This window comes from Pseudomonas saponiphila, from assembly GCF_900105185.1.
Lineage (GTDB): Bacteria > Pseudomonadota > Gammaproteobacteria > Pseudomonadales > Pseudomonadaceae > Aquipseudomonas > Aquipseudomonas saponiphila.
The window spans coordinates 1831454-1851183 of the sequence record NZ_FNTJ01000002.1 but is presented as its reverse complement, the minus strand read 5'-3'; the positions used below and the strand labels follow the sequence as shown (position 1 = coordinate 1851183).

The following is a 19730-nucleotide window of genomic DNA, read 5'->3' as shown; positions in this document are numbered from 1 at the left end:
GCTCTGGGTCAGTTTTTTCGTTGAAGAATGTTACCGGTGAGCACCTTGTGCATTGATTACCAGGGTTTTCTGGCATAATCGCGCCCCCTTATGACCGGGTCAGAAAACCTTCATGATCGATTTATTCAGCGGACTGGATGCTTGGGTGCTTGTGAGCCTCTTGCTCGCCCTGGCTTTTGTCCTCGCCTACGAGTTCATCAACGGCTTTCATGACACCGCTAATGCGGTTGCCACTGTTATCTACACCAAAGCCATGCCGCCGCACCTGGCCGTATTCTTTTCCGGTGTATTCAATTTTCTCGGTGTGCTGCTGGGCGGGGTCGGCGTGGCCTATGCCATCGTCCACCTGCTGCCGGTGGAACTGCTGATCAATGTCAACACCGGCCACGGTCTGGCCATGGTCTTCTCGCTGCTGGCGGCGGCCATCGCCTGGAACCTGGGCACCTGGTATTTCGGCATCCCGGCCTCCAGTTCCCACACCCTGATCGGCTCGATCCTCGGTGTCGGCCTGGCCAATGCCCTGCTCAACGACATCCCTCTGGGGGACGGCGTGAACTGGCAGAAAGCGATCGATATCGGCGCTTCCCTGGTGTTCTCGCCAATGGCCGGCTTCCTGATTGCCGCACTGGTGCTGATCGGCCTGAAATGGTGGCGGCCGATCTCCAAGATGCACAAGACCCCGGAACAGCGACGCAAGATCGATGACAAGAAGCACCCACCGTTCTGGAACCGTCTGGTCCTGGTGATCTCGGCCATGGCCGTGAGCTTCGTCCACGGTTCCAACGACGGTCAGAAGGGCATTGGCCTGATCATGCTGGTGCTGATCGGTATCGTCCCCGCGCAATTCGTGCTGGACCTCAACAGCACCACCTACCAGATCGAGCGGACCCGCGACGCGACCCTGCACCTGAGCCAGTTCTATGAGCGCAACCACGACTCCCTGGGCGAATTCCTGGCCTTGGGCAAGAGCGTGAAAGACGACCTGCCGGGCAAGTTCCGCTGCAATCCGCAACAAACCGAGCCGACCATCAGCGCCCTGCTGAGCAGCCTCAATGGTGTCGCCGATTACCACTCGCTGTCGCCGGAGAGCCGCATCGAAGTGCGTCGCTACCTGCTGTGCCTGGACGATACGGCGAAGAAGGTGGGCAAACTGCCGGACCTGGCAGCCCGTGAAAAGGCCGACCTGGACAAGCTGCGCAAGGACCTGACCGCCACCACCGAGTACGCGCCGTTCTGGGTGATCCTGGCGGTGGCCCTGGCACTGGGCCTGGGCACCATGATCGGCTGGAAGCGCGTGGTGCTGACCATTGGCGAGAAGATCGGCAAACAGGGCATGACCTACGCTCAGGGCATGTCGGCACAGATCACCGCTGCGGGCCTGATCGGCCTGGCGAATATCTTCAGCCTGCCGGTGTCCACCACCCACGTGCTCTCCTCCGGCGTGGCCGGGACCATGGTCGCCAACAAGAGCGGCCTGCAAGGCGGCACGGTGAAGACCATCCTGCTGGCCTGGGTGCTGACTCTGCCGGCCACGGTGGCCCTGTCGGCCGGCCTGTTCTGGGCGGCGTCGAAGGTCCTGGGCACCTGATCCACCGGTCCGAGAATAAAAAAGGTGCGGATTTCGGAGCACCGTGACCGGCCGTTTCGGTTGATCGTGACCGGTCATTTCGCTAACGCGTGACCGCTCATTTCGGTAGCAACGTGACCGATTTTCCGCCTGTTCCGAAACAGGTGGTCACGGCTTACCGAAATCGCCGGTCACGACTTAGCGAAAGCCTTCCCCTTCGTTGCGCATGACCTGATGCGCCGCCATCCTCGACCGATTTCGGGAGAGGAAGATGGCGGCGCCGCGAGTAGCCATGCGAAACATCAAAGAATGTCTGCGCCTCAAGTTTGAGGCCGGCTTGTCCCACGAGAAGATTGCCCGTGCCTTGCAGCTGTCCAAGGGCGTGGTTAGCAAGTACATCGCGGCGGCGCGGGTGGCCGGGCTGGACTGGCCGGCGCTGGTGGCCATGGACGAGGCCGCGCTGGCGGCCGCCTTGTTTGCACCGACGTCGACGAACAAGCCGCGCGGTGAGCGAGTGCTGCCCGATGTGCTGAGCATCCACCGCGAGTTGCGACGCAAGGGCGTGACCTTGCAGCTGCTGTGGGAGGAATATCTCGCCGCGCATGCGGGCCAGCCGACCTACCGCTACACCCAGTTCGTCGAGCACTACCGGCGCTACGCCCAGACGCTCAAACGTTCGATGCGTCAGCTGCACCGTGCGGGCGAGAAGCTATTCATCGACTATGCCGGGCCGACGCTGCCGGTGGTCGACCCGGCCACCGGCGAAGTGCGCCGGGCGCACATCTTCGTCGCCGCCCTGGGCGCCTCGAATTACACCTATGCCTGCGCGACGCCAGGCGAAACCCAGGTGGACTGGCTGACCTCGCTGGGCCAGGCTCTGACCTACTTTGGCGGCGTGCCGGAAATGGTTGTGCCGGACAATCCGCGCGCCCTGGTCGCCCAGCCGGATCGCTACGAGCCGGGCCTGAACCGGGCCACGCTGGAGTGCGCGCGTCATTACCAGACGGTGATCCTGCCGGCACGGCCACGCAAGCCTCAGGACAAGGCCAAGGCCGAGGTGGCGGTGCAGGTGGTCGAGCGCTGGATCATGGCGCGGCTGCGCCATCGGCAGTTCTTCAGCCTGCATGCGCTTAACCAGGCCATCGCCGAGCTGCTGGAGGATCTGAATCGGCGCCCGTTCAAGCGGCTCGATGGCTGCCGGCGCGACTGGTTCGAGCGCCTGGATCGCCCGGCCTTGCGAGCGCTGCCGGTGCATCCCTACGAGGTCGCCACCTTCAAGCGCTGCAAGGTCAGCATCGACTACCACATCGAGGTCAATGGCAGCTTCTACAGCGTGCCCTCCGCCCTGGCCCGGCAGAACGTGGACGTGCGACTGACGGCACACACCCTGGAAGTGCTGCATGGCAACCGGCGGGTGGCCAGCCACCTGCTGCTGGGGCGACGCGGCGCTTACAGTACCCAGCGCGAGCACATGCCCGCGGCGCACCAGGCGCATCGCGAATGGACGCCACAACGCCTGCTCGACTGGGGCGCGCGGATCGGCCCCTACACGCGCCAACTGATCGATCACCAACTGACCCACAAGCCGCACCCGGAGATGGGCTACCGCGCCTGCCTCGGCCTGCTCTCGCTGGCCCGGCGCTATGGCAATGCACGCCTGGAAGCCGCTGCCGAACGTGCCGTACACCTGCGCGCCTTCACCGGGCGCAGCGTGCGCAACCTGCTCCAGCAAGGCCTGGATCAACAGCCGCTGCCCCAGCGTGCCGCCGAAACGACCTTACCCGGCGACCACGAGAACGTCCGTGGCGCCGACTACTACCAACCCCCGCAACAGGAGCTGTTCGATGATGCCGCAACACACCCTGAATCAACTGCACCAGCTACGCCTGGACGGCATGGCCCGCGCCCTGGAAGAGCAATGGACGCTGCCGGCCAGCCACAGCCTGAGCTTCGATGAACGCCTCGGCCTACTGCTCGACCGCGAACTGGCCTGGCGTGACAACCAGCGCCTGGTACGGCTGCGCAAGAAGGCCAAGCTCAAGTACGCCAACGCCTGCCTGGAAGATCTCGACCGCCGCACCGGACGCGCCCTGGACGAGCGTCTGATCGCCACCCTGGCCAGTGGCGACTGGATCCGCCAGCAGCACAACCTGCTGCTGACCGGCCCGACCGGTGCCGGCAAAACCTGGCTGGCCTGCGCCCTGGGCAACCAGGCCTGCCGCCAGGGCTATAGCACCCTGTACCTGCGCACCCCGCGCCTGCTGGAACAACTGCGCATCGCTCATGGCGACGGCAGCTTCGGCCGTACCCTGCAACAGCTGGCAAAGGTCGACGTCCTGGTGCTGGACGACTGGGCGCTAGCCCCGCTGGAGGAAGGAGCCCGGCATGACCTGCTGGAGGTGATCGACGACCGCGCTGGCAGCCGCTCCACCATCCTGACGAGCCAACTGCCCATCGAGCACTGGCACGGCTGGATCAACGACCCGACCCTGGCCGATGCCATCCTCGACCGCCTGGTGCACAACGCCTACCGACTGACGATGAAAGGCGAGTCGCTGCGCCGAAAAAAAGCCGAGGAACAAGCCGCATCGTGACCGATGCGATTACAATCCAGAACCCGCGCAACCGGGGTGGAAGCACCGGTCACGTATTAGCGAAACGCTCGGTCACGTTCACCGAAATCCGCAAAAAAGGTGCGTCCCCGGGGACGCACCTTTTTTTATGCCTCACGCTTTTCTGCAGGCAAAAAAAAGGGCAACCGAAGTTGCCCAAAATGCCTTGCGTGCTCGTTGCTCTGGAGAGACTTAAGGTTTTTTACGCTTATTCGCGTCTTTCCAGATGAAGAATCCAAACCCTGCGAAAAACAGAACCATGAGGCCGACAGTCAGCACTCCGGCGATCACCACATTGTCGAAAAACATGACTGGCCTCCTGCTCTTGCCCTGTTGCGATGGGGCTAAGTTAACCAAAGAGGCGGCGGGGAAAATTGACCGGGGTCAATGTCGCCCATGAGTGGGCGCGAGGAAGGGGGAATAACTGACTTGTATCAACAAAAAAGCGCCCTGTTCAGCGCTTTTTCGGTTTGTTTTTCGGTTTTTTCTTGGCTTTGCCCAACGGCATGGCCTGTTCGAATGCCTGGCGCACTTCGTTCAGGCGCTTTTCATTGAGGTCATGCACGCGCTTGGCGCGCTCGGCAGTCAGGTCGATCAGTTTGTCGTCTTGATTCATGGCTTGGCTTGCATCACTCGAAGTCAATATCGTCCGCGCGGTCTGGAACCCGCGGCGGCCCTGGCGAATGTGCCAATAATGCGACGCGGCGCCGCACCTGACCAGTGATCAGACCCACGCGAATGCAAGAAAGTCGCTGCCGGAAGGTTTTTTTATCCGCACAATGGCCGCCCCCACCCACAGGAAAGCGGATGTGCAAACGCCCCAGCACCTGCCCCCCCTACTGGCCCTGCGCGCCTTCGAGGCCGTGGCCCGCCACCTGAGTTTCAGCAAGGCGGCCCGAGAGCTGTGTGTCAGCCAGAGCGCGATCAGCCATCAAGTGCACAAGCTCGAACAGCACCTGGGCCAGCCACTGTTTGTGCGGCGTACCCGCGCCATCGACCTGACCGCCGCAGGCGCCAGCTATTACCGGCAGATCCAGCCAGCCCTGGAGCAGATCGCCGCCGCCACCCGGGCACTGCTGCCCGCGCAACCGCCGCGGGTGCTGCGCGTTGGCCTGCTGGCGTCCTTCGCCACCTTGTGGCTGGCCCCGCGCCTGGTGGACTTCAGCCGCCGTTACCCACAGATCCAGCTGGAACTGCAGCCGGCAATCGACCTGGCGGATGTGGCCGGGGCCGAGGTCGACCTGGCCATTCGCTACGGCAAGGGCAACTGGCCCAAGGTCGAGGCCAGGCGCTTTCTCGCCGAACAGCTGTCGCCAGTGTGCAGCCCGGAGTTCAAGGCCCGTGCCCTGGCCAATGGCACCTTGCTGATGGCCCGTTCCCACCGGCCGTTTGAGTGGGACGACTGGAACAGGCAGAACAGGATCGACCTCGGCTCCCACCCCAGCGTCATGCTCCATGACTACAACATCGTGGTGGAAGCGGCAGTGGCCGGCCAAGGCATCGCCATGGGCCGCCGCCAGTTGATTCGGCGCCACCTCACCCAAGGCAGCCTGGTGGATGCCTTCGACCTGCCCTCCCTGCACAGCCCTCACATCGGCTACTGGCTGGTGACCGCCGAAGGCGCAGCCAATCCGTCGGCCGAGTGTTTTGCGCACTGGTTGTTAGAGCAGGGGTTGTTAGAGCAGGGGTTGTTAGAGCAGGAGTTGATGGAGCAGGGCCGCGACACATGAGAAATTCAGATACGTCGGATTAGATCTATCCGTTTGTCGCCCCGGGAGCGAACACCGATGCTGCAAGCCTTTCATTCGAGGACTTGCCATGAGCGACTCTCTGCAGCAACGAGTGCAACAACTGGGTCTTGAACTGCCGCCTCCTGGCCAGCCGATCGCCAACTACGTCAACCATGTCCGCAGCCAGAACCTGCTGTTCATCTCCGGGCAGACGCCGTCGGCCGAGGAGCATCCGCAGTTGCTTGGCCGGCTCGGTGACCACCTCAGCGTCGAGCAAGGCGCCCAGGCCGCCGAGCTGGCAGCCCTGGCCCTGCTGGCGCAGCTGGCGGCCGCCCTGGGTGACGACCTGTCACGGCTGCAACGCATCAGTCGGCTGGGGGTGTTCATCGCCGCCAGCGCCGACTTCAAGCAGCATGGCCAGGTCGCCAACGGGGCCTCCAACCTGTTGGTCAATGCCTTGGGCGAGAAGGGCCGGCATGCCCGCACCTCGGTGGGCGTCGCCAGCCTGCCCGCCGGTGTCGCGGTGGAGGTCGACGGGATTTTCGAGCTCAAGCCGTGAAGCCCCTGGGCCTGGAGCAGATCTCCCGGCTGCGGGCCGCCACGCCAGGGTGTGCCCGGGTCTGCCATTTCAATCATGCCGGGGCTTCATTGCCCAGCCAGGGCACCCTGGACGCTATGCTGGACCAACTGCAACGCGAAGCGCATAGCGGACCGATGGAAGCCGCCCGCCATGGCGCGCAGTGGCAGGAGCAAGCGCGACAAGCCGCGGCCCGTCTGCTCAATACCAGCCCGCAAGCGATTGCCTTTGCCAGCAGTGGCTCGGCGGCCTGGGGCATGGCTTTCCACGCCCTGCCCGCCTGGCAACCGGGAGACCGGATCCTCGTAGGGCGCCAGGAATGGGCCGGCAACCTGGCCTGCATGACCCCGGCCATAGCGGCTGGCGCGCAGCTGGAGGTGATTCCCTGCGACAGCCAAGGCGCGGTTTCAGTCCAGGCGCTGCAATCCATGCTCGACACCCGGGTGCGGTTGATCGCCCTGACCTGGCTGCCGGCCAACGGCGGGCTGATCAACCCGGCAGCCGCCATTGGCCAGTTGGCGCGCCAATGGCGCATCCCCTATTTCATCGACGCCGCCCAGGCTGTGGGCCAGTTGCCGTGTGACGTGCAGGCGCTGGGCTGCGATGTGCTCAAGGCCGCCGGGCGCAAATACCTGCGCGGCCCTCGGGGCACAGCCTTGCTCTATGTACGGCCGGGCTTCCTCGAACAGCTCAACCCGCTGCCACGGGACGTCTTGTCGGCCCCCTGGGACGGCCAGGGCTTCGCCCTGCGCAACGATGCCCGACGCTTTGAAACCAGTGAAGTGTCGATGGTGCTGCTGGCCGGTCTGGCCAATGCCCTGCAGGAGCTGGAGCACATCGGCATTGACGCCATCGCCCAGAGGATCCAGATGCTGAGCGACAGCGTACGCCGGGGGCTGGAGCGTTTGCCCGGCGTGCAACTCCGGGATCTGGGCCGCCCGGGGCAGCAATCGGCCTTGATCGCCTTCACCCTCGAAGGCTGGGACGGGCTGACGCTGAAGGAGGAACTGGCGCGCCGCCACATCAACATTGGCGCCAATGGCATTCACTACACACCGCTGGACATGCAGGCCCGGGGCCTAAGTGACATAGCCCGGATCGCAGTGAGTTATTTCAATACAGAAGAGGAAATCGAGCGCCTGTTGCAGGCCCTCGCGGAACTGGCGCAAGCCCATCGGCCCTAGACTTCGACATCCACCCACAGGCCCTGGCGCGGGGCGTCTTCAATCAGCGGCACCACCGGCACGGTGTTGTCGGCGTTCAACTCGTCCCCGGGTACGGCCAGGTGCTGCTCGGGATCATCATCGGCCTCACGCTTGCGCCGCTGTTTTTCCTGCTGGCGCTGCTGCTCTTCGCGCAATAGCAGGGCCGACTGCTCGGCATCGCGCTTTTGCAGGTCGATGGTGCTTTCGTTGGAGCTTTCCTGCACCGGCACCACAGGTGGAATGTCCGGTCGCTGGCGGACCGGATCCTGCTGGGCGGTGATGGGCACGGCACTCAAGGGGAGCATCGGTGGCAACATATTATGGTTCTCCTGTCGGCAGGCTGTCGGCTGCGGCATGGGCGACTTGAGCCATCGGTCGCAAAAGTGTGACCCAGTCGTCAGCCGATAGTGCCCCGCCACCCGACGAATGCACGCCTTACGCTACCTTTTAATCCAGGGGTTTTTATCAGAGTTCTTTGGACTGGAAGCGTCGTTCCGTTAAGATAGTCGGCTTTTTCAAAGCGGGAGTCAGGCAGCATGGCGCAGCAGTATCAACCGGGGCAACGCTGGATTAGTGACAGCGAAGCCGAGCTGGGTTTAGGCACCGTTCTGGCACAGGACGGTCGCTTGCTGACCGTGCTCTATCCGGCCACTGGCGACACCCGCCAGTATGCGCTACGGAATGCGCCCCTCACCCGTGTGAGGTTCTCTCCGGGTGACAGCATCACCCACTTCGAAGGCTGGAAAATGACCGTTCAGGAAGTCGACGATGTCGATGGCCTGCTGGTCTACCACGGCCTCAACGGGCAGAACGAAGCCGTCACCCTGCCGGAAACCCAGCTCTCGAACTTCATCCAGTTCCGTCTGGCCAGCGACCGTCTGTTCGCCGGGCAGATCGACCCGCTGGCCTGGTTCTCCCTGCGCTACCACACCCTGGAACACACCAGCCGCCAGCTGCAATCCTCGCTCTGGGGCCTGGGTGGCGTGCGCGCCCAACCCATCGCCCACCAGTTGCACATTGCCCGTGAAGTGGCCGACCGCATCGCGCCGCGGGTCCTGCTGGCGGACGAAGTGGGCCTGGGCAAGACCATCGAAGCCGGTCTGGTGATCCATCGCCAGTTGCTCTCGGGCCGTGCCAGCCGGGTGCTGATCCTGGTTCCGGAAAACCTCCAGCACCAGTGGCTGGTGGAAATGCGCCGACGCTTCAACCTGCAAGTGGCGCTGTTCGATGAAGAGCGCTTTATCGAAAGCGATGCCAGCAACCCGTTCGAAGACACCCAGCTGGCCCTGGTGGCCCTGGAGTGGCTGGTGGACGACGAGAAGGCCCAGGACGCGCTGTTCGCCGCTGGCTGGGACCTGATGGTGGTGGACGAAGCCCACCACCTGGTGTGGCACGAAGACCAGGTCAGCCCGGAATACGCCCTGGTGGAACAGTTGGCCGAAACCATCCCCGGCGTGCTGCTGCTGACCGCAACCCCGGAACAACTGGGCCAGGACAGCCACTTCGCCCGTTTGCGCCTGCTGGACCCGAACCGCTTCCACGACCTCGCGGCCTTCCGTGCCGAGAGCGAAAACTACCGTCCAGTGGCCGAAGCCGTGCAGGAACTGCTAGACAAGGGCCGCCTGTCCGCCGAGGCGCACCAGACCATCCATGGCTTCCTCGGCAACGAAGGCGAAGCCCTGCTGGCCGCGGTCAACGACGGCGACAGCGAAGCCAGCGCGCGCCTGGTGCGCGAACTGCTGGACCGCCACGGCACCGGCCGCGTGCTGTTCCGCAACACCCGCGCCGCGGTGCAGGGCTTTCCGGAGCGCAAGCTGCACGCCTACCCGCTGCCATGCCCGGACGAATACCTGGAACTGCCCCTGGGCGAACACGCCGAGCTGTACCCGGAAGTCAGCTTCCAGGCGCAGCCCGAGGCCGGCGACGAAGAACAGCGCTGGTGGAAATTCGACCCGCGGGTCGAGTGGCTGATCGACCAGCTGAAAATGCTCAAGCGCACCAAGGTCCTGGTGATCTGCGCCCACGCCGAAACCGCCATGGACCTGGAAGACGCCCTGCGCGTGCGTTCCGGCATCCCGACCACGGTGTTCCATGAGGGCATGAACATCCTTGAGCGCGACCGCGCCGCCGCCTACTTCGCTGACGAAGAGTTCGGCGCCCAGGTGCTGATCTGCTCGGAAATCGGCAGTGAAGGCCGCAACTTCCAGTTCGCCCACCACCTGGTGCTGTTCGATCTGCCGTCGCACCCGGACCTGCTGGAGCAGCGCATCGGCCGTCTGGACCGGATCGGTCAGAAACACGTAATCGAACTGCACGTGCCGTACCTGGAAACCAGCCCGCAAGAGCGTCTGTTCCAGTGGTACAACGAAGCCCTGAACGCCTTCCTCAATACCTGCCCGACCGGCAACGCCCTGCAGCATCAGTTCGGCCCGCGCCTGCTGCCGCTGCTGGAGAATGCCGATGATGGCGAGTGGCAAGCCCTGATCGACGAAGCCCGCGGCGAACGCGAGCGCCTGGAAGCCGAACTGCACACCGGCCGCGACCGCCTGCTGGAACTCAACTCCGGCGGCGCCGGTGAAGGCGAGGCGCTGGTGGAGGCGATCCTCGAACAGGACGACCAGTTCGCCCTGCCGATCTACATGGAAACCCTGTTCGACGCCTTCGGCATCGACAGCGAAGACCACTCGGAAAACGCCCTGATCCTCAAGCCCAGCGAGAAGATGCTCGACGCCAGCTTCCCCCTGGGCGACGACGAAGGCGTGACCATCACCTACGACCGCAACCAGGCGCTGTCCCGCGAGGACATGCAGTTCATCACCTGGGAACACCCGATGGTGCAAGGCGGCATGGACCTGGTACTGTCCGGCTCCATGGGCAACACCGCCGTGGCGCTGATCAAGAACAAGGCGCTGAAACCCGGCACCGTGCTGCTTGAACTGCTGTACGTCAGTGAAGTGGTGGCTCCACGCTCGTTGCAACTGGGCCGCTACCTGCCGCCGGCCGCCCTGCGCTGCCTGCTGGATGCCAACGGCAACGACCTGTCGCCACGGGTGGCTTTCGAAACCCTCAACGACCAGCTGGAAAGCGTGCCCAAGGCCAGCGCCAACAAGTTCATCCAGGCCCAGCGCGACCAGCTGGCGCCGAAGATCAACGCCGGTGAGGCCAAGGTTGCGCCACGCCACGCCGAGCGCGTGGCTGAAGCGAAACGTCGCCTGGCCGCCGATACCGACGAGGAGCTGGCGCGCCTGACGGCCTTGCAAGCGGTCAACCCGACGGTACGTGACAGCGAGCTGGTCGCCCTGCGCAAGCAACGGGAACAGGGCCTGGCGATGCTGGATAAAGCCGCCCTGCGCCTGGAAGCGATCCGGGTGCTGGTGGCGGGCTGATTGCCTGGCTCCATCCGCTCAACAAAAAGCCCGCATCATGCGGGCTTTTTGTTGCCTGCCATCTGTAGGAGCGGGCTTGCCCGCGAAAGCGCCCTCGCAGCAACGCCCCAACCTCGAACTCTTTCGTCCGCTTCGCCGGCAAGCCGGCTCCTACGGAGGGCGCGGCGCGCAGGCTCAGACCACCAGCGCACGCGCAGCAGGCGCGGCCAGCGCCAAATCGTCCTTCATGCGCTGGGAGTCGCCGACAAAGCAACGGGCGGCCTGAAACAGAAACACCAGGGTCAGGAACAGCGCCACCGGAATCAGGTACATGGCGTCATGCAGGCCGATGGCCTTGAACTCCTCGGTCATCTGCTGCGCGCCCGCGGCATACATCGCCGAGTGGGCAAAATGGTCCGACAGCGCACCGACCACCACCGGCCCCAGGCCGCCACCCAGCAAGTACAGGCCGGCGAAGAACAGGGCCATGGCGGTGGCCCGCAAGCGCGGTTCGACCACATCCTGCAGGGCGGTGTAGACGCAGGTGTAGAAGTTGTAGGCAAACAGCCAGCCAATACTGAACACCGCGACGAACACCCCGATCTCGACGCGCCCGGCATGCAGCGCCCAGGCGGTGGCCAGGGTCGAGATGATCAGGCTGCAGGCGGCGAACAGCAGTCGCCCGTTGGCAACCCGCTGATGGATCTTGTCGGCGAACCAGCCGCCCAGGGTCAGCCCCACCAGCCCGGTGACACCAACAATCAGCCCGGTAGCCATCGCCGCCTCCTGCAGGGGCATGAGGAAGTAACGCTGGAGCATCGGCACCAGGAACGAGTTGCAGGCATAGGTGGCGAAGTTGAAGGTCAGCCCGGCCAGGGTCAGCCAGAGAAAGGTCGGTATCGCCAGCACCCGGCGGATCGGTCGGTCGATAGGTACTTGCGCTACCTTCACCGTTTCCGCGGCGCCGCGCTTGGGCTCCTTGATGAAGAACATGAACACCGCCAGCACCAGCCCCGGCACCGCGGCAATGAAGAATGGCGCCCGCCAGCTGTCGAAGGCCTTGACCATGGCCCCGATGGTGAAGAACGCCAGCACCAGCCCCAGGGGCAGGCCGAGCATGAAGATCCCCATGGCCCGGGCCCGACGATGGGCCGGAAACAGATCGCCAATCAGCGAGTTGGCCGCCGGCGCATAGCTGGCTTCGCCGATGCCGACCCCCATGCGCACCAGCAGGAAGCTCCAGAAACTGCCGACCATGCCGTTCACTGCGGTGAGTCCGCTCCACACCGCCAGCCCCCAGCCCATCAGCTTGCTGCGCGAGCCGGTGTCGGCCAGGCGCCCCAGGGGCAGGCCGGCGATGGCGTAGACGAGGGTGAAGGCGGTGCCGATGATCCCCAGCTGAAAGTCGCTCAGGTGCCATTCCATGCGGATCGGCTCGATGATGATGGCGGGGATGGTGCGATCGAAGAAGTTGAACAGGTTTGCCAAAAACAACAGGAACAAAATGCGCCAGGCATTTGCCGCTTGAGTCGAGTTATCCATGGGTCGATCTCTTTATTGTTATTCGGCCAGACGCAAGCGAGCCTGGAAGCTGCAATCTAGTCAGGCCCGCTGCAGCTGTCTGTGATTATTCGCCAGCCTGATATCGACTCATCGCAGCCAGGCGCCCGGGGCGGGCCTCAAGGCACCGATCCGGGCATCGGCCAATCCGCCACAGCCCCCGCCACCCGGGCGCTTGCCAGTCTTTTCAAGGACTTGGCCGAGGTTGAAAAAATACCTCGCCCCCCCCTTCCCATGGCCGATGGGAAGCCTAGAATAGCCGCCTGCCTACCCCCTTTACCCTCCCCCTTTCCCTTTGAATACGCCTATGTCCGAAGCCAGTCCGTGTCTGAATTGCGGTGCCTGCTGTTCATACTTTCGTGTGTCTTTTTTCTGGGGCGAATGCGCCTCATCCGGTGGTACGGTCCCCGACGATCTGGTGCAGAGCATCAATCCCACTCGGGTGGCCATGCTCGGCACCGACTGCAAGTCGCCGCGCTGCATCGCCCTTGAAGGCGAAGTCGGCGAGCGCGTGAGCTGCACAATTTATCAACAGCGTTCCAGCCCGTGCCGGGAGTTCGAGGCTTCCTGGGCCGACGGCCAGCACAACAGCGATTGCGACGCCGCCCGCGCGGCCTTCGGCCTCGCGCCCCTGGACCCCATCGATCACGAGCCCTGGTTCGAGAAAAGCGCTTAGCGCCATTGGCGATAGCGCTCATAAGCAAATCATTGGCAGCAAAATGCCACCCCCGATTGCAGCCACCGGGTGCCTTCTATACTCCAAGCACTCGTTGGCGCGCGGCTCCGCCGACCTCCTATGACTCAGAGATGGGCATTCTATGGACTGGCTGGGTGTGCATTTCATCAGCGAGCTTCCAGACAGTGGGCAGGTGGTTCTGCACTGCACTCATAACCCGGTTCTGGTGCTGCTGGCCTACCTGGTGGCCTGCGCCGCCAGCTTCGCGACCCTGGACATGGCCGAACGCGTCAGCCACGTCGAGCAACCGACCAGTCAACGCCTGTGGCGCTGGGTCGGCGCCTGCTGCCTGGCCGGCGGTATCTGGACCATGCACTTCATCGGCATGCTGGCGTTCGAAGCGCCTCTAACGATTCACTACGACCTGTCACCGACCCTGCTTTCCCTGCTCATCGCGTTGATTGCCGCCTGGCTGGCGATGAACACCTTGAGCCACCAGCAATTGCCATTGTGGCGCTGCGCCGTTGCCGCGATATGGATCGGCCTGGGCATCAGCGGCATGCACTACGTCGGCGTCTCGGCCATGCGCTCCAGCGCCAGCCTGTATTACCAGCCGCTGCTCATGGGCCTGTCGCTGCTGCTGGCGATCGCTTGCAGCCTGGCGGCGCTGCTGCTGTCCCGGCACCTGCGCGAAGGCAGCGGGATGTTCCATCAACTGCTCAAGTACGCCAGCAGCCTGTTGCTGGGCGGCGGCATCGTGCTGATGCACTTCACCGGCATGTGGTCCATGACCCTGGTCCTGCCCGCCGGCAGTCCGGCCGTCCCGGCGATTCCCGACGAGCACCTGCAACTGGGCCTGACCCTCAGCGTGATCATCCTGCTGATCATCGGCAGCGGCATCAGCGCGGCCCTGGCGGACAAGAAACTGCAGCACAAGGAACGCGACCTGCGCCGGGTCAATGCCTTGCTCTCGCAACTGGACCAGGCCCGGATGTCCCTGCAGCAGGTGGCCCACTACGACGCCCTGACCAACCTGATCAACCGCCGCGGCTTCAACCAGCTGTTTGCGGAAAAACTCATGGAGAAGACCCGCTACGGCGGCATGCTGGCGGTGATGTTCCTCGACATCGATCATTTCAAGCGCATCAACGACAGCCTGGGCCACGACGCCGGCGACGAGCTGCTCAAGGTCATCGCCGGGCATATCAAGAGTTCCACCCGCAGCCATGAAGACGTGGTGGCCCGCCTCGGCGGCGACGAGTTCTGCATTCTCCTCACTCTCCACGAGCGCGATGAGGCGCGGCACATGGCCCAACGCATCATGCACAGGATGAAGGAGCCGATCGAGCTTGGCGGCCGGCGCATGGTGATGACCACCAGTATCGGTATCAGCGTCTTCCCCGATGACGGCAAGACGTGCGAGGAACTGCTGAAAAACGCCGACCTGGCGCTGTATGAGTCCAAGGACTCCGGGCGCAATAACCTGCATTTCTTCAACACCAGCCTCAAGACCCGGGCCAGCCTGGAGCTGCAACTGGAGGAGGAGCTGCGCAATGCCCTGCGCGACGATCAAGGGCTGCTGCTGCACTACCAGCCGATCTACGACCTCAAGCACGCCAGGGTTACCAAGCTCGAAGCCCTGATCCGCTGGCAACACCCGCAACACGGTCTGCTGAGCCCGGATCGCTTCATCAACATCGCCGAAGCCAACGGCATGATCGCCGAACTGGACAACTGGGTACTGCGCAAGGCCTGCCAGGACCTGAGCTTCCTCTCGCAACAGGGGCGCGACGAACTGAAGATCGCGGTCAACTGCTCGGCCCTGAACCTGACGCGCGAGGCCCTGGCCACGGAAATCCAAAGCGCCCTGCGCGGCGCCCGGGTGGCGCCGCAGCGCCTGGAACTGGAGGTCACGGAAAATGCCCTGATGGGCAATATCGCCAGCACCCTGGCGCTGCTCCAGCAGATCCGCGAGCTGGGGGTATCGCTGTCGATCGACGACTTCGGCACGGGCTATTCGTCACTGGCCTACCTCAAGCGCCTGCCGCTGAACACCCTGAAGATCGACCGCTCGTTCATTCAGGACATCCCCCATTCAACCCAGGACATGGAGATCGTTCAGGCGATCATCGTCATGGCCCACACCCTGCACCTGCAGGTGGTCACCGAGGGGGTCGAGACGCTGGAGCAACAGCGCTTCCTGGAACGCTACGGCTGCGACTACCTGCAGGGCTACCTGCTCAGCCGCCCGGTGCCGCTGCAGGACCTGCACCGGGTGCTGGATGAACTGGACCAGCGCCAGGACCGGCTCAATCCAGTGCTGTCGAATCCCGGTACAGGCGGACCAGGGTCGCCGGATCCTGCTCCAGGTGGCCCTGTGCTCCATGCAGGCGCATCAACTGTGCAGCTAATCCGCTGATCGGAGTCGCCGAACCCTGTTCCCGAGACAACTTCACCGCGCCATCCAGGTCCTTGAGCAGGGTCCGCACATGCCACTTCACCGGCTCGAAACGGCTCTCGGCCATTTGCGGAGCGAGAATCTGCAAGGGTTTCGAATCGGCAAAGCCACCGGCCAGGGCCTCGGCGATGCGCTTGGCATCCACCCCCGAACGCTCGGCCAGGGCCACCACTTCGGCAATCACCAGGGCGTTGCAGGCGACGATCATCTGGTTGCAGGCCTTGGTCACCTGACCGGCGCCCACCGCGCCCATGTGCGTGACCCGCTGCCCCAATGCCAGCAACACCGGGCGCACCCGCTCGACATCTGCCGGCGCGCCACCAACCATGATCGCCAGGCTACCGGCCTCGGCGCCTTGCGTGCCGCCGGAGACCGGCGCATCGACCCAGGCCATGCCTCTGCTGCGAGCCAGTTCGGCGGCCATTTCCCGAGTCGCCGTGGGCTCCAGGCTGGACAGGTCCAGCAGCAGCTGCCCGGCCCGCGCGCCCTGGGCGATACCTTCCGGGCCAAACACCACGTCGCGCACCACCTCGGTGTTGGCCAGGCACAACAGCACCAGGTCCGCCTGTTCGCAGAGCTGCGCCGGTGTGGCTACTTGTCGCGCCCCGGCGGCCACCAGGGGCGCGCACTTTTCCGGGTTGCGGTTCCATACCGCCAGCGGATAGCCCGCCGCCAGCAGCCGATGGCACATCGGCAAGCCCATCAGGCCGATTCCGGCAAACCCGAGCGAAGGTAACGCTGACATCATATTGCCCCCATTTGATTAAAGATCACCGAATACTGGCCGATTCATCATGATTCAGGAAAGGATTCCCCCGAGCGCCGCTCAGTAAATACCCTGACGCCTTGGGCAAAATTCGCGCTCCACACAGCGACGAGGTCCCATTCCGTGATGGTTCGCTGACACCTCGTCCCCGAGCCAACCAGACCAGGCATATGGCGCACAATGACTTCTAAAAACAACCCTGCCAACGCAGTCTCCGAGATGACGCTGACCTCCCCCACATCAAGCCCCTCAGATACGAAGCCATTGTCCAGTTCACGCCCCCTGTCGACCCAGCAGTACCTGTACTTCACCGAAACCAACACCGACCGCATCCTCGACAACCTCGACGGCCTGCGCGATTCCGTGTTCCCGCGCCCAGCGCACCTGGAAGACGAGCAGGAAAACCGCCGCGACCAGGAGTTTCCGTCGGTGTGCCTGATCGGCCTGGGCCGCTGCGGCTCCAACATCGCCCTGGATGTCGCGGAGCTGGTGTACAACGCCCGCAAGTTCTACCTCAACGAATTCAACAACGAAGACAAGACCTACGAAGGCGGCTACAGCCCCGCGCAGTGGATTCGCCAGAACCTGCGCCTGGGCCAGAGCAAGGCCAGCAAGCCGGTGTTCCTGGTGGAACCGCTGGTGATGCTCGGCGACCTGGACAAGGACATCGCCGGGCGCATCCGCTTCTCGCGCAAGGGCGAAAAGAGCGGTTTCATCCGCGACTACAGCAAGATGAAGATCATGGACCTCTCGGAAGTCCACGCCGGTGGCGCCGGTAACGCGCCGATCCTCGGCCAGTACCTGGCCAAGATCATCCTCAACAAGGACACCCAGCGCTTCTCCAGCCCCGACTGGAAAATGATCCACTCGTACCTGATCGACTCCTGCGGGATCAAGGCCAACCAGTCGCGCCTGTACTTCTCGATCTTCAGTGCCGGCGGCGGTACCGGTTCGGGCATGGCCTCGGAATTCGGCCTGGCCCAGCAGTACTCGTACATGAACAAGACGTTCGACACCAAGCCGATGGACGAGCACGACAGCAAGAGCGGGCACTCCTTCGTCTTCGAGCCAATCTTCACCAGCGGCATCTGCGTGCTACCGAACATTTCGGACCACCGCAGCGAAATGTCCGAGGCGCTGCACATCAACGCCGGCCGCCTGCTGTGCAAATACCTTTCGGAAGAGTGGGACTTCTCCTACAACTTCGACAACGAAGACAGCAGCGAAGCCAGTGTGATGGGGCGGATCCGCCCATGGAACGCGATGATGCTGATCTCCAACGACATCATGCGTTACGCCGAAGAAAGCGATGACGGCAACATCCAGAACATCGACGTCAACGCCATGGAGAAGCACGCCAACCAGTACATCTCCCAGCAGATCTTCAACATCCTCACCGCTCAGGCGGTGACCACCGACTACGACCAGAACTACTTCCGGCGCGCTGGTATCGACATCGGCGAAACCATCCGCCTGGACGCCAACGACCTGTTCATGAGCCTGGCCGGCCCGGTGGCGATCGCCTACGCCGAATCCGTGGTGCCGGAGCAGCCGGTGCCCACCGGCGACAAGTTCAAGGTGTTCGAGAAAGAGCCGCAGCGCCTGAACATCGACGACCTGTTCTTCCGCTCCATCGACCTGCCGCACTTCAACAAGGTGACCCAGGCCATCGAGGGCATCAGCCTGCTGCCGATCGAGTCCAAGCGCTATCGCGCGGCCCTGGAGCAGTACAAGGCTTCGGGTTATGACGCGGCGGCGCTGCACGACCTGCACTTCTTCAAGAACTGCTCGTCGGTGGTGTCGATCGTCTCCCTGCCCAAGGACTACAAGCTGTCGTACATGGACCTGAACCGGCTCAAGACCCACCTCAACAGCCTGTTCCCCAACACCACCCTCAAGCGCTATGCACTGGTGATCGGCGCCTCGGCCAACCTGTCGCTGACCACCCTGATCGCCAAGAGCCCGTGCCTGTCGGACGATTTCCTGACCCTGATCGTGGCCTTTATCAAGCGTTGCTTTGCGCGCAATCCGTACCGCTTCGACGACACCCTGGACAACTCGGTGCTGGATTTCATCGTCAGCGAACAATTCGACGAAGACCGCATCGACGACCTGCTCAACGAATTCGAGAACCCGGCGAAGATCCTCGACACCAACTGGTACGCGATCAAGCCGATGTACGAGAAGAAATACCGCGAGCTGATCAACGACAAGGACAAGTTCGTCTCGATCAACGACATCCGCCTGTCCCGGGATTGCGTGAAGAAGGCCATCAAGTACCTGCGCGAGATCTACCGTCACCGCATCGGCAAGACCCGGGTCATCTCCCTCAACAGCCACACGGGCAAGACGGCGTATTAAGAAGGGCTTCGCCAGCAAGCCGGCTCCTACAGGGCGTAGGAGCCGGCTTGCTGGCAAATGGCTTTTTTGCTTACAGCACGAAACAATTAAGCAGCTCGTCGGACCGACTTGAAACTGTGCCCCTTCCGTGAACGTCACCCTGGCTGAAACCCTTGTGGGGCCTTTCTCTACGGCAAGATGCCATCACCGGATTCACAGTTACTCGGCTACACACTTTTGTCCTACAAAACAGCGCACTTGATCGGTGCACGCCTTCAGCGCAACGCCCTTTCCTGGGTCAGAATCCACGGCGAAACCACCACCGCCCACAGCTCCGGATCGCGTTCCAACAGATCGGACGCCCGCGTCGCAGACAGCTTTTCAACCTTCCCTTCGGCCAACCAGGCCGCGACTTTTTCTGCCTGATTCTCGGCCACGGCCTGGGCTGCCTCGATCAGATCCAGGTCGGCCTCGACCCACAATAGGGCACCCTTGGCGAAGAACGGCTCCAGTTCCTTCCAGCTGATAGATGCGGTCTCACCAAGCAGCTTGGCATAGAGGGTGCTAGGTTCTTGAGTCATGGGACTGTCCAGAAATGAAATCGGCGCAATCATAACGTCGGTGCTCTGGCAGAAAAACCCAGAAGCAAATGCGTCACCGATCGAGAAGCTCAGAAGCGCCAGGGACTGACGCCAAACCGGGCGCAAGCCACGCCGCAAATCTGTCTTTTTCTTTCAATTAAGCGACACTCCGCGTTTTTGCCCCCAGCCGCCAGCTTTTCAAGCGAACAACCGGCGCTCTACACTGTACCGGTACAGTTGCCAGGGGCATTTCCGACGGATATTCGCGAAGTATCTGATTCGGTTCTGCGACC

The 19730-nt window shown here is 63.3% G+C and carries 16 protein-coding genes; 10 read left to right on the top strand and 6 right to left on the bottom strand.

The features are described 5' to 3' along the window. Window positions 1–112 precede the first annotated feature (112 nt). The 3 genes from BLV47_RS30340 to istB all read left to right on the top strand — a co-directional run bounded on the left by BLV47_RS30340 (window position 113) and on the right by istB (window position 4161). Window positions 113–1588: an inorganic phosphate transporter gene (locus tag BLV47_RS30340; RefSeq protein WP_092320234.1), complete on the top strand. Its 1476-nt coding sequence runs from the start codon at window positions 113–115 to the stop codon at window positions 1586–1588. 250 nt (window positions 1589–1838) lie between these two features. After that, the gene (istA, locus tag BLV47_RS30335; protein WP_062838241.1) at window positions 1839–3524 is read left to right on the top strand and encodes an IS21 family transposase; all 1686 of its coding nucleotides are present in this window, start codon (window positions 1839–1841) and stop codon (window positions 3522–3524) included. Then, window positions 3412–4161, top strand: a complete 750-nt coding sequence (gene istB, locus BLV47_RS30330; protein WP_062838242.1) for an IS21-like element IS1474 family helper ATPase IstB — start codon at window positions 3412–3414, stop codon at window positions 4159–4161. Before istA ends, istB begins: the two co-directional genes overlap by 113 nt. Before the next feature lie 210 nt (window positions 4162–4371). On the opposite strand, the gene ccoM is transcribed toward istB, so the two are convergent. Both ccoM and BLV47_RS36295 read right to left on the bottom strand, forming a co-directional pair. Next, a complete protein-coding gene (gene ccoM, locus BLV47_RS36795) occupies window positions 4372–4488 on the bottom strand; it encodes a cytochrome c oxidase subunit CcoM (RefSeq protein WP_015634423.1) in 117 nt (38 codons plus the stop codon). Window positions 4489–4633: 145 nt separating this feature from the next. After that, on the bottom strand, window positions 4634–4795 hold the full coding sequence (locus BLV47_RS36295) for a hypothetical protein (protein WP_092320233.1): 162 nt from the start codon (window positions 4793–4795) through the stop codon (window positions 4634–4636). Window positions 4796–4988: 193 nt separating this feature from the next. On the opposite strand from BLV47_RS36295, the gene BLV47_RS30320 reads away from it, so the two are divergent. The 3 genes from BLV47_RS30320 to BLV47_RS30310 all read left to right on the top strand — a co-directional run bounded on the left by BLV47_RS30320 (window position 4989) and on the right by BLV47_RS30310 (window position 7670). Beyond that, complete coding sequence (locus tag BLV47_RS30320) at window positions 4989–5909, top strand: LysR substrate-binding domain-containing protein (protein WP_244168971.1); 921 nt, start codon at window positions 4989–4991, stop codon at window positions 5907–5909. An 88-nt stretch (window positions 5910–5997) separates the two neighbouring features. After that, window positions 5998–6468 (top strand): RidA family protein, encoded by a 471-nt coding sequence (locus tag BLV47_RS30315; RefSeq protein ID WP_092320231.1) that lies wholly within the window; start codon window positions 5998–6000, stop codon window positions 6466–6468. Window positions 6469–6473: 5 nt separating this feature from the next. Continuing rightward, the gene (locus BLV47_RS30310) at window positions 6474–7670 is read left to right on the top strand and encodes an aminotransferase class V-fold PLP-dependent enzyme (RefSeq protein WP_092320594.1); all 1197 of its coding nucleotides are present in this window, start codon (window positions 6474–6476) and stop codon (window positions 7668–7670) included. Here the strand turns inward: BLV47_RS30310 and BLV47_RS30305 are convergent. Further along, window positions 7667–8008, bottom strand: coding sequence for an aspartate-semialdehyde dehydrogenase (locus BLV47_RS30305; protein WP_092320230.1), 342 nt, complete (start codon window positions 8006–8008; stop codon window positions 7667–7669). The genes BLV47_RS30310 and BLV47_RS30305 overlap by 4 nt on opposite strands. Window positions 8009–8227: 219 nt before the next feature. Between BLV47_RS30305 and rapA the strand changes: the two genes are divergently transcribed. Then, window positions 8228–11077 (top strand): RNA polymerase-associated protein RapA, encoded by a 2850-nt coding sequence (gene rapA, locus BLV47_RS30300; RefSeq protein ID WP_092320229.1) that lies wholly within the window; start codon window positions 8228–8230, stop codon window positions 11075–11077. A gap of 174 nt (window positions 11078–11251) precedes the next feature. Here rapA and BLV47_RS30295 read toward each other — a convergent pair whose 3' ends face one another. Further along, window positions 11252–12598, bottom strand: coding sequence for a spinster family MFS transporter (locus BLV47_RS30295; protein ID WP_092320228.1), 1347 nt, complete (start codon window positions 12596–12598; stop codon window positions 11252–11254). A gap of 325 nt (window positions 12599–12923) precedes the next feature. Between BLV47_RS30295 and BLV47_RS30290 the strand changes: the two genes are divergently transcribed. Together BLV47_RS30290 and BLV47_RS30285 are read left to right on the top strand one after the other, a co-directional pair. Then, complete coding sequence (locus BLV47_RS30290; RefSeq protein ID WP_092320227.1) at window positions 12924–13292, top strand: YkgJ family cysteine cluster protein; 369 nt, start codon at window positions 12924–12926, stop codon at window positions 13290–13292. Between the two features lie 142 nt (window positions 13293–13434). Further along, entirely contained in the window at window positions 13435–15711 is a 2277-nt protein-coding gene (locus BLV47_RS30285) for a putative bifunctional diguanylate cyclase/phosphodiesterase (RefSeq protein WP_092320226.1), read from the top strand. Here BLV47_RS30285 and BLV47_RS30280 read toward each other — a convergent pair. After that, window positions 15602–16498 (bottom strand): NAD(P)-dependent oxidoreductase, encoded by an 897-nt coding sequence (locus tag BLV47_RS30280; RefSeq protein ID WP_092320225.1) that lies wholly within the window; start codon window positions 16496–16498, stop codon window positions 15602–15604. The two genes, BLV47_RS30285 and BLV47_RS30280, sit on opposite strands and share 110 nt — an antisense overlap. 198 nt (window positions 16499–16696) lie before the next feature. Here BLV47_RS30280 and BLV47_RS30275 point away from each other — a divergent pair, with 198 nt between their 5' ends. Then, entirely contained in the window at window positions 16697–18877 is a 2181-nt protein-coding gene (locus BLV47_RS30275; RefSeq protein ID WP_092320224.1) for a hypothetical protein, read from the top strand. A 254-nt stretch (window positions 18878–19131) separates the two neighbouring features. Here BLV47_RS30275 and BLV47_RS30270 read toward each other — a convergent pair whose 3' ends face one another. Next, window positions 19132–19437, bottom strand: coding sequence for a DUF2288 domain-containing protein (locus BLV47_RS30270; RefSeq protein WP_092320223.1), 306 nt, complete (start codon window positions 19435–19437; stop codon window positions 19132–19134). Window positions 19438–19730 lie beyond the last annotated feature (293 nt).

Bases quoted from the DNA above. Each gene is read 5' to 3' on its own strand.
- BLV47_RS30340 (WP_092320234.1), top strand. From the start codon at position 113: ATGATCGATTTATTCAGCGGACTGGATGCTTGGGTGCTTGTGAGCCTC.
- istA (WP_062838241.1), top strand. From the start codon at position 1,839: ATGGCGGCGCCGCGAGTAGCCATGCGAAACATCAAAGAATGTCTGCGC.
- istB (WP_062838242.1), top strand. From the start codon at position 3,412: ATGATGCCGCAACACACCCTGAATCAACTGCACCAGCTACGCCTGGAC.
- ccoM (WP_015634423.1), bottom strand. From the start codon at position 4,488: ATGTTTTTCGACAATGTGGTGATCGCCGGAGTGCTGACTGTCGGCCTC.
- BLV47_RS36295 (WP_092320233.1), bottom strand. From the start codon at position 4,795: ATGAATCAAGACGACAAACTGATCGACCTGACTGCCGAGCGCGCCAAG.
- BLV47_RS30315 (WP_092320231.1), top strand. From the start codon at position 5,998: ATGAGCGACTCTCTGCAGCAACGAGTGCAACAACTGGGTCTTGAACTG.
- BLV47_RS30305 (WP_092320230.1), bottom strand. From the start codon at position 8,008: ATGTTGCCACCGATGCTCCCCTTGAGTGCCGTGCCCATCACCGCCCAG.
- rapA (WP_092320229.1), top strand. From the start codon at position 8,228: ATGGCGCAGCAGTATCAACCGGGGCAACGCTGGATTAGTGACAGCGAA.
- BLV47_RS30295 (WP_092320228.1), bottom strand. From the start codon at position 12,598: ATGGATAACTCGACTCAAGCGGCAAATGCCTGGCGCATTTTGTTCCTG.
- BLV47_RS30290 (WP_092320227.1), top strand. From the start codon at position 12,924: ATGTCCGAAGCCAGTCCGTGTCTGAATTGCGGTGCCTGCTGTTCATAC.
- BLV47_RS30285 (WP_092320226.1), top strand. From the start codon at position 13,435: ATGGACTGGCTGGGTGTGCATTTCATCAGCGAGCTTCCAGACAGTGGG.
- BLV47_RS30280 (WP_092320225.1), bottom strand. From the start codon at position 16,498: ATGATGTCAGCGTTACCTTCGCTCGGGTTTGCCGGAATCGGCCTGATG.
- BLV47_RS30275 (WP_092320224.1), top strand. From the start codon at position 16,697: ATGACTTCTAAAAACAACCCTGCCAACGCAGTCTCCGAGATGACGCTG.
- BLV47_RS30270 (WP_092320223.1), bottom strand. From the start codon at position 19,437: ATGACTCAAGAACCTAGCACCCTCTATGCCAAGCTGCTTGGTGAGACC.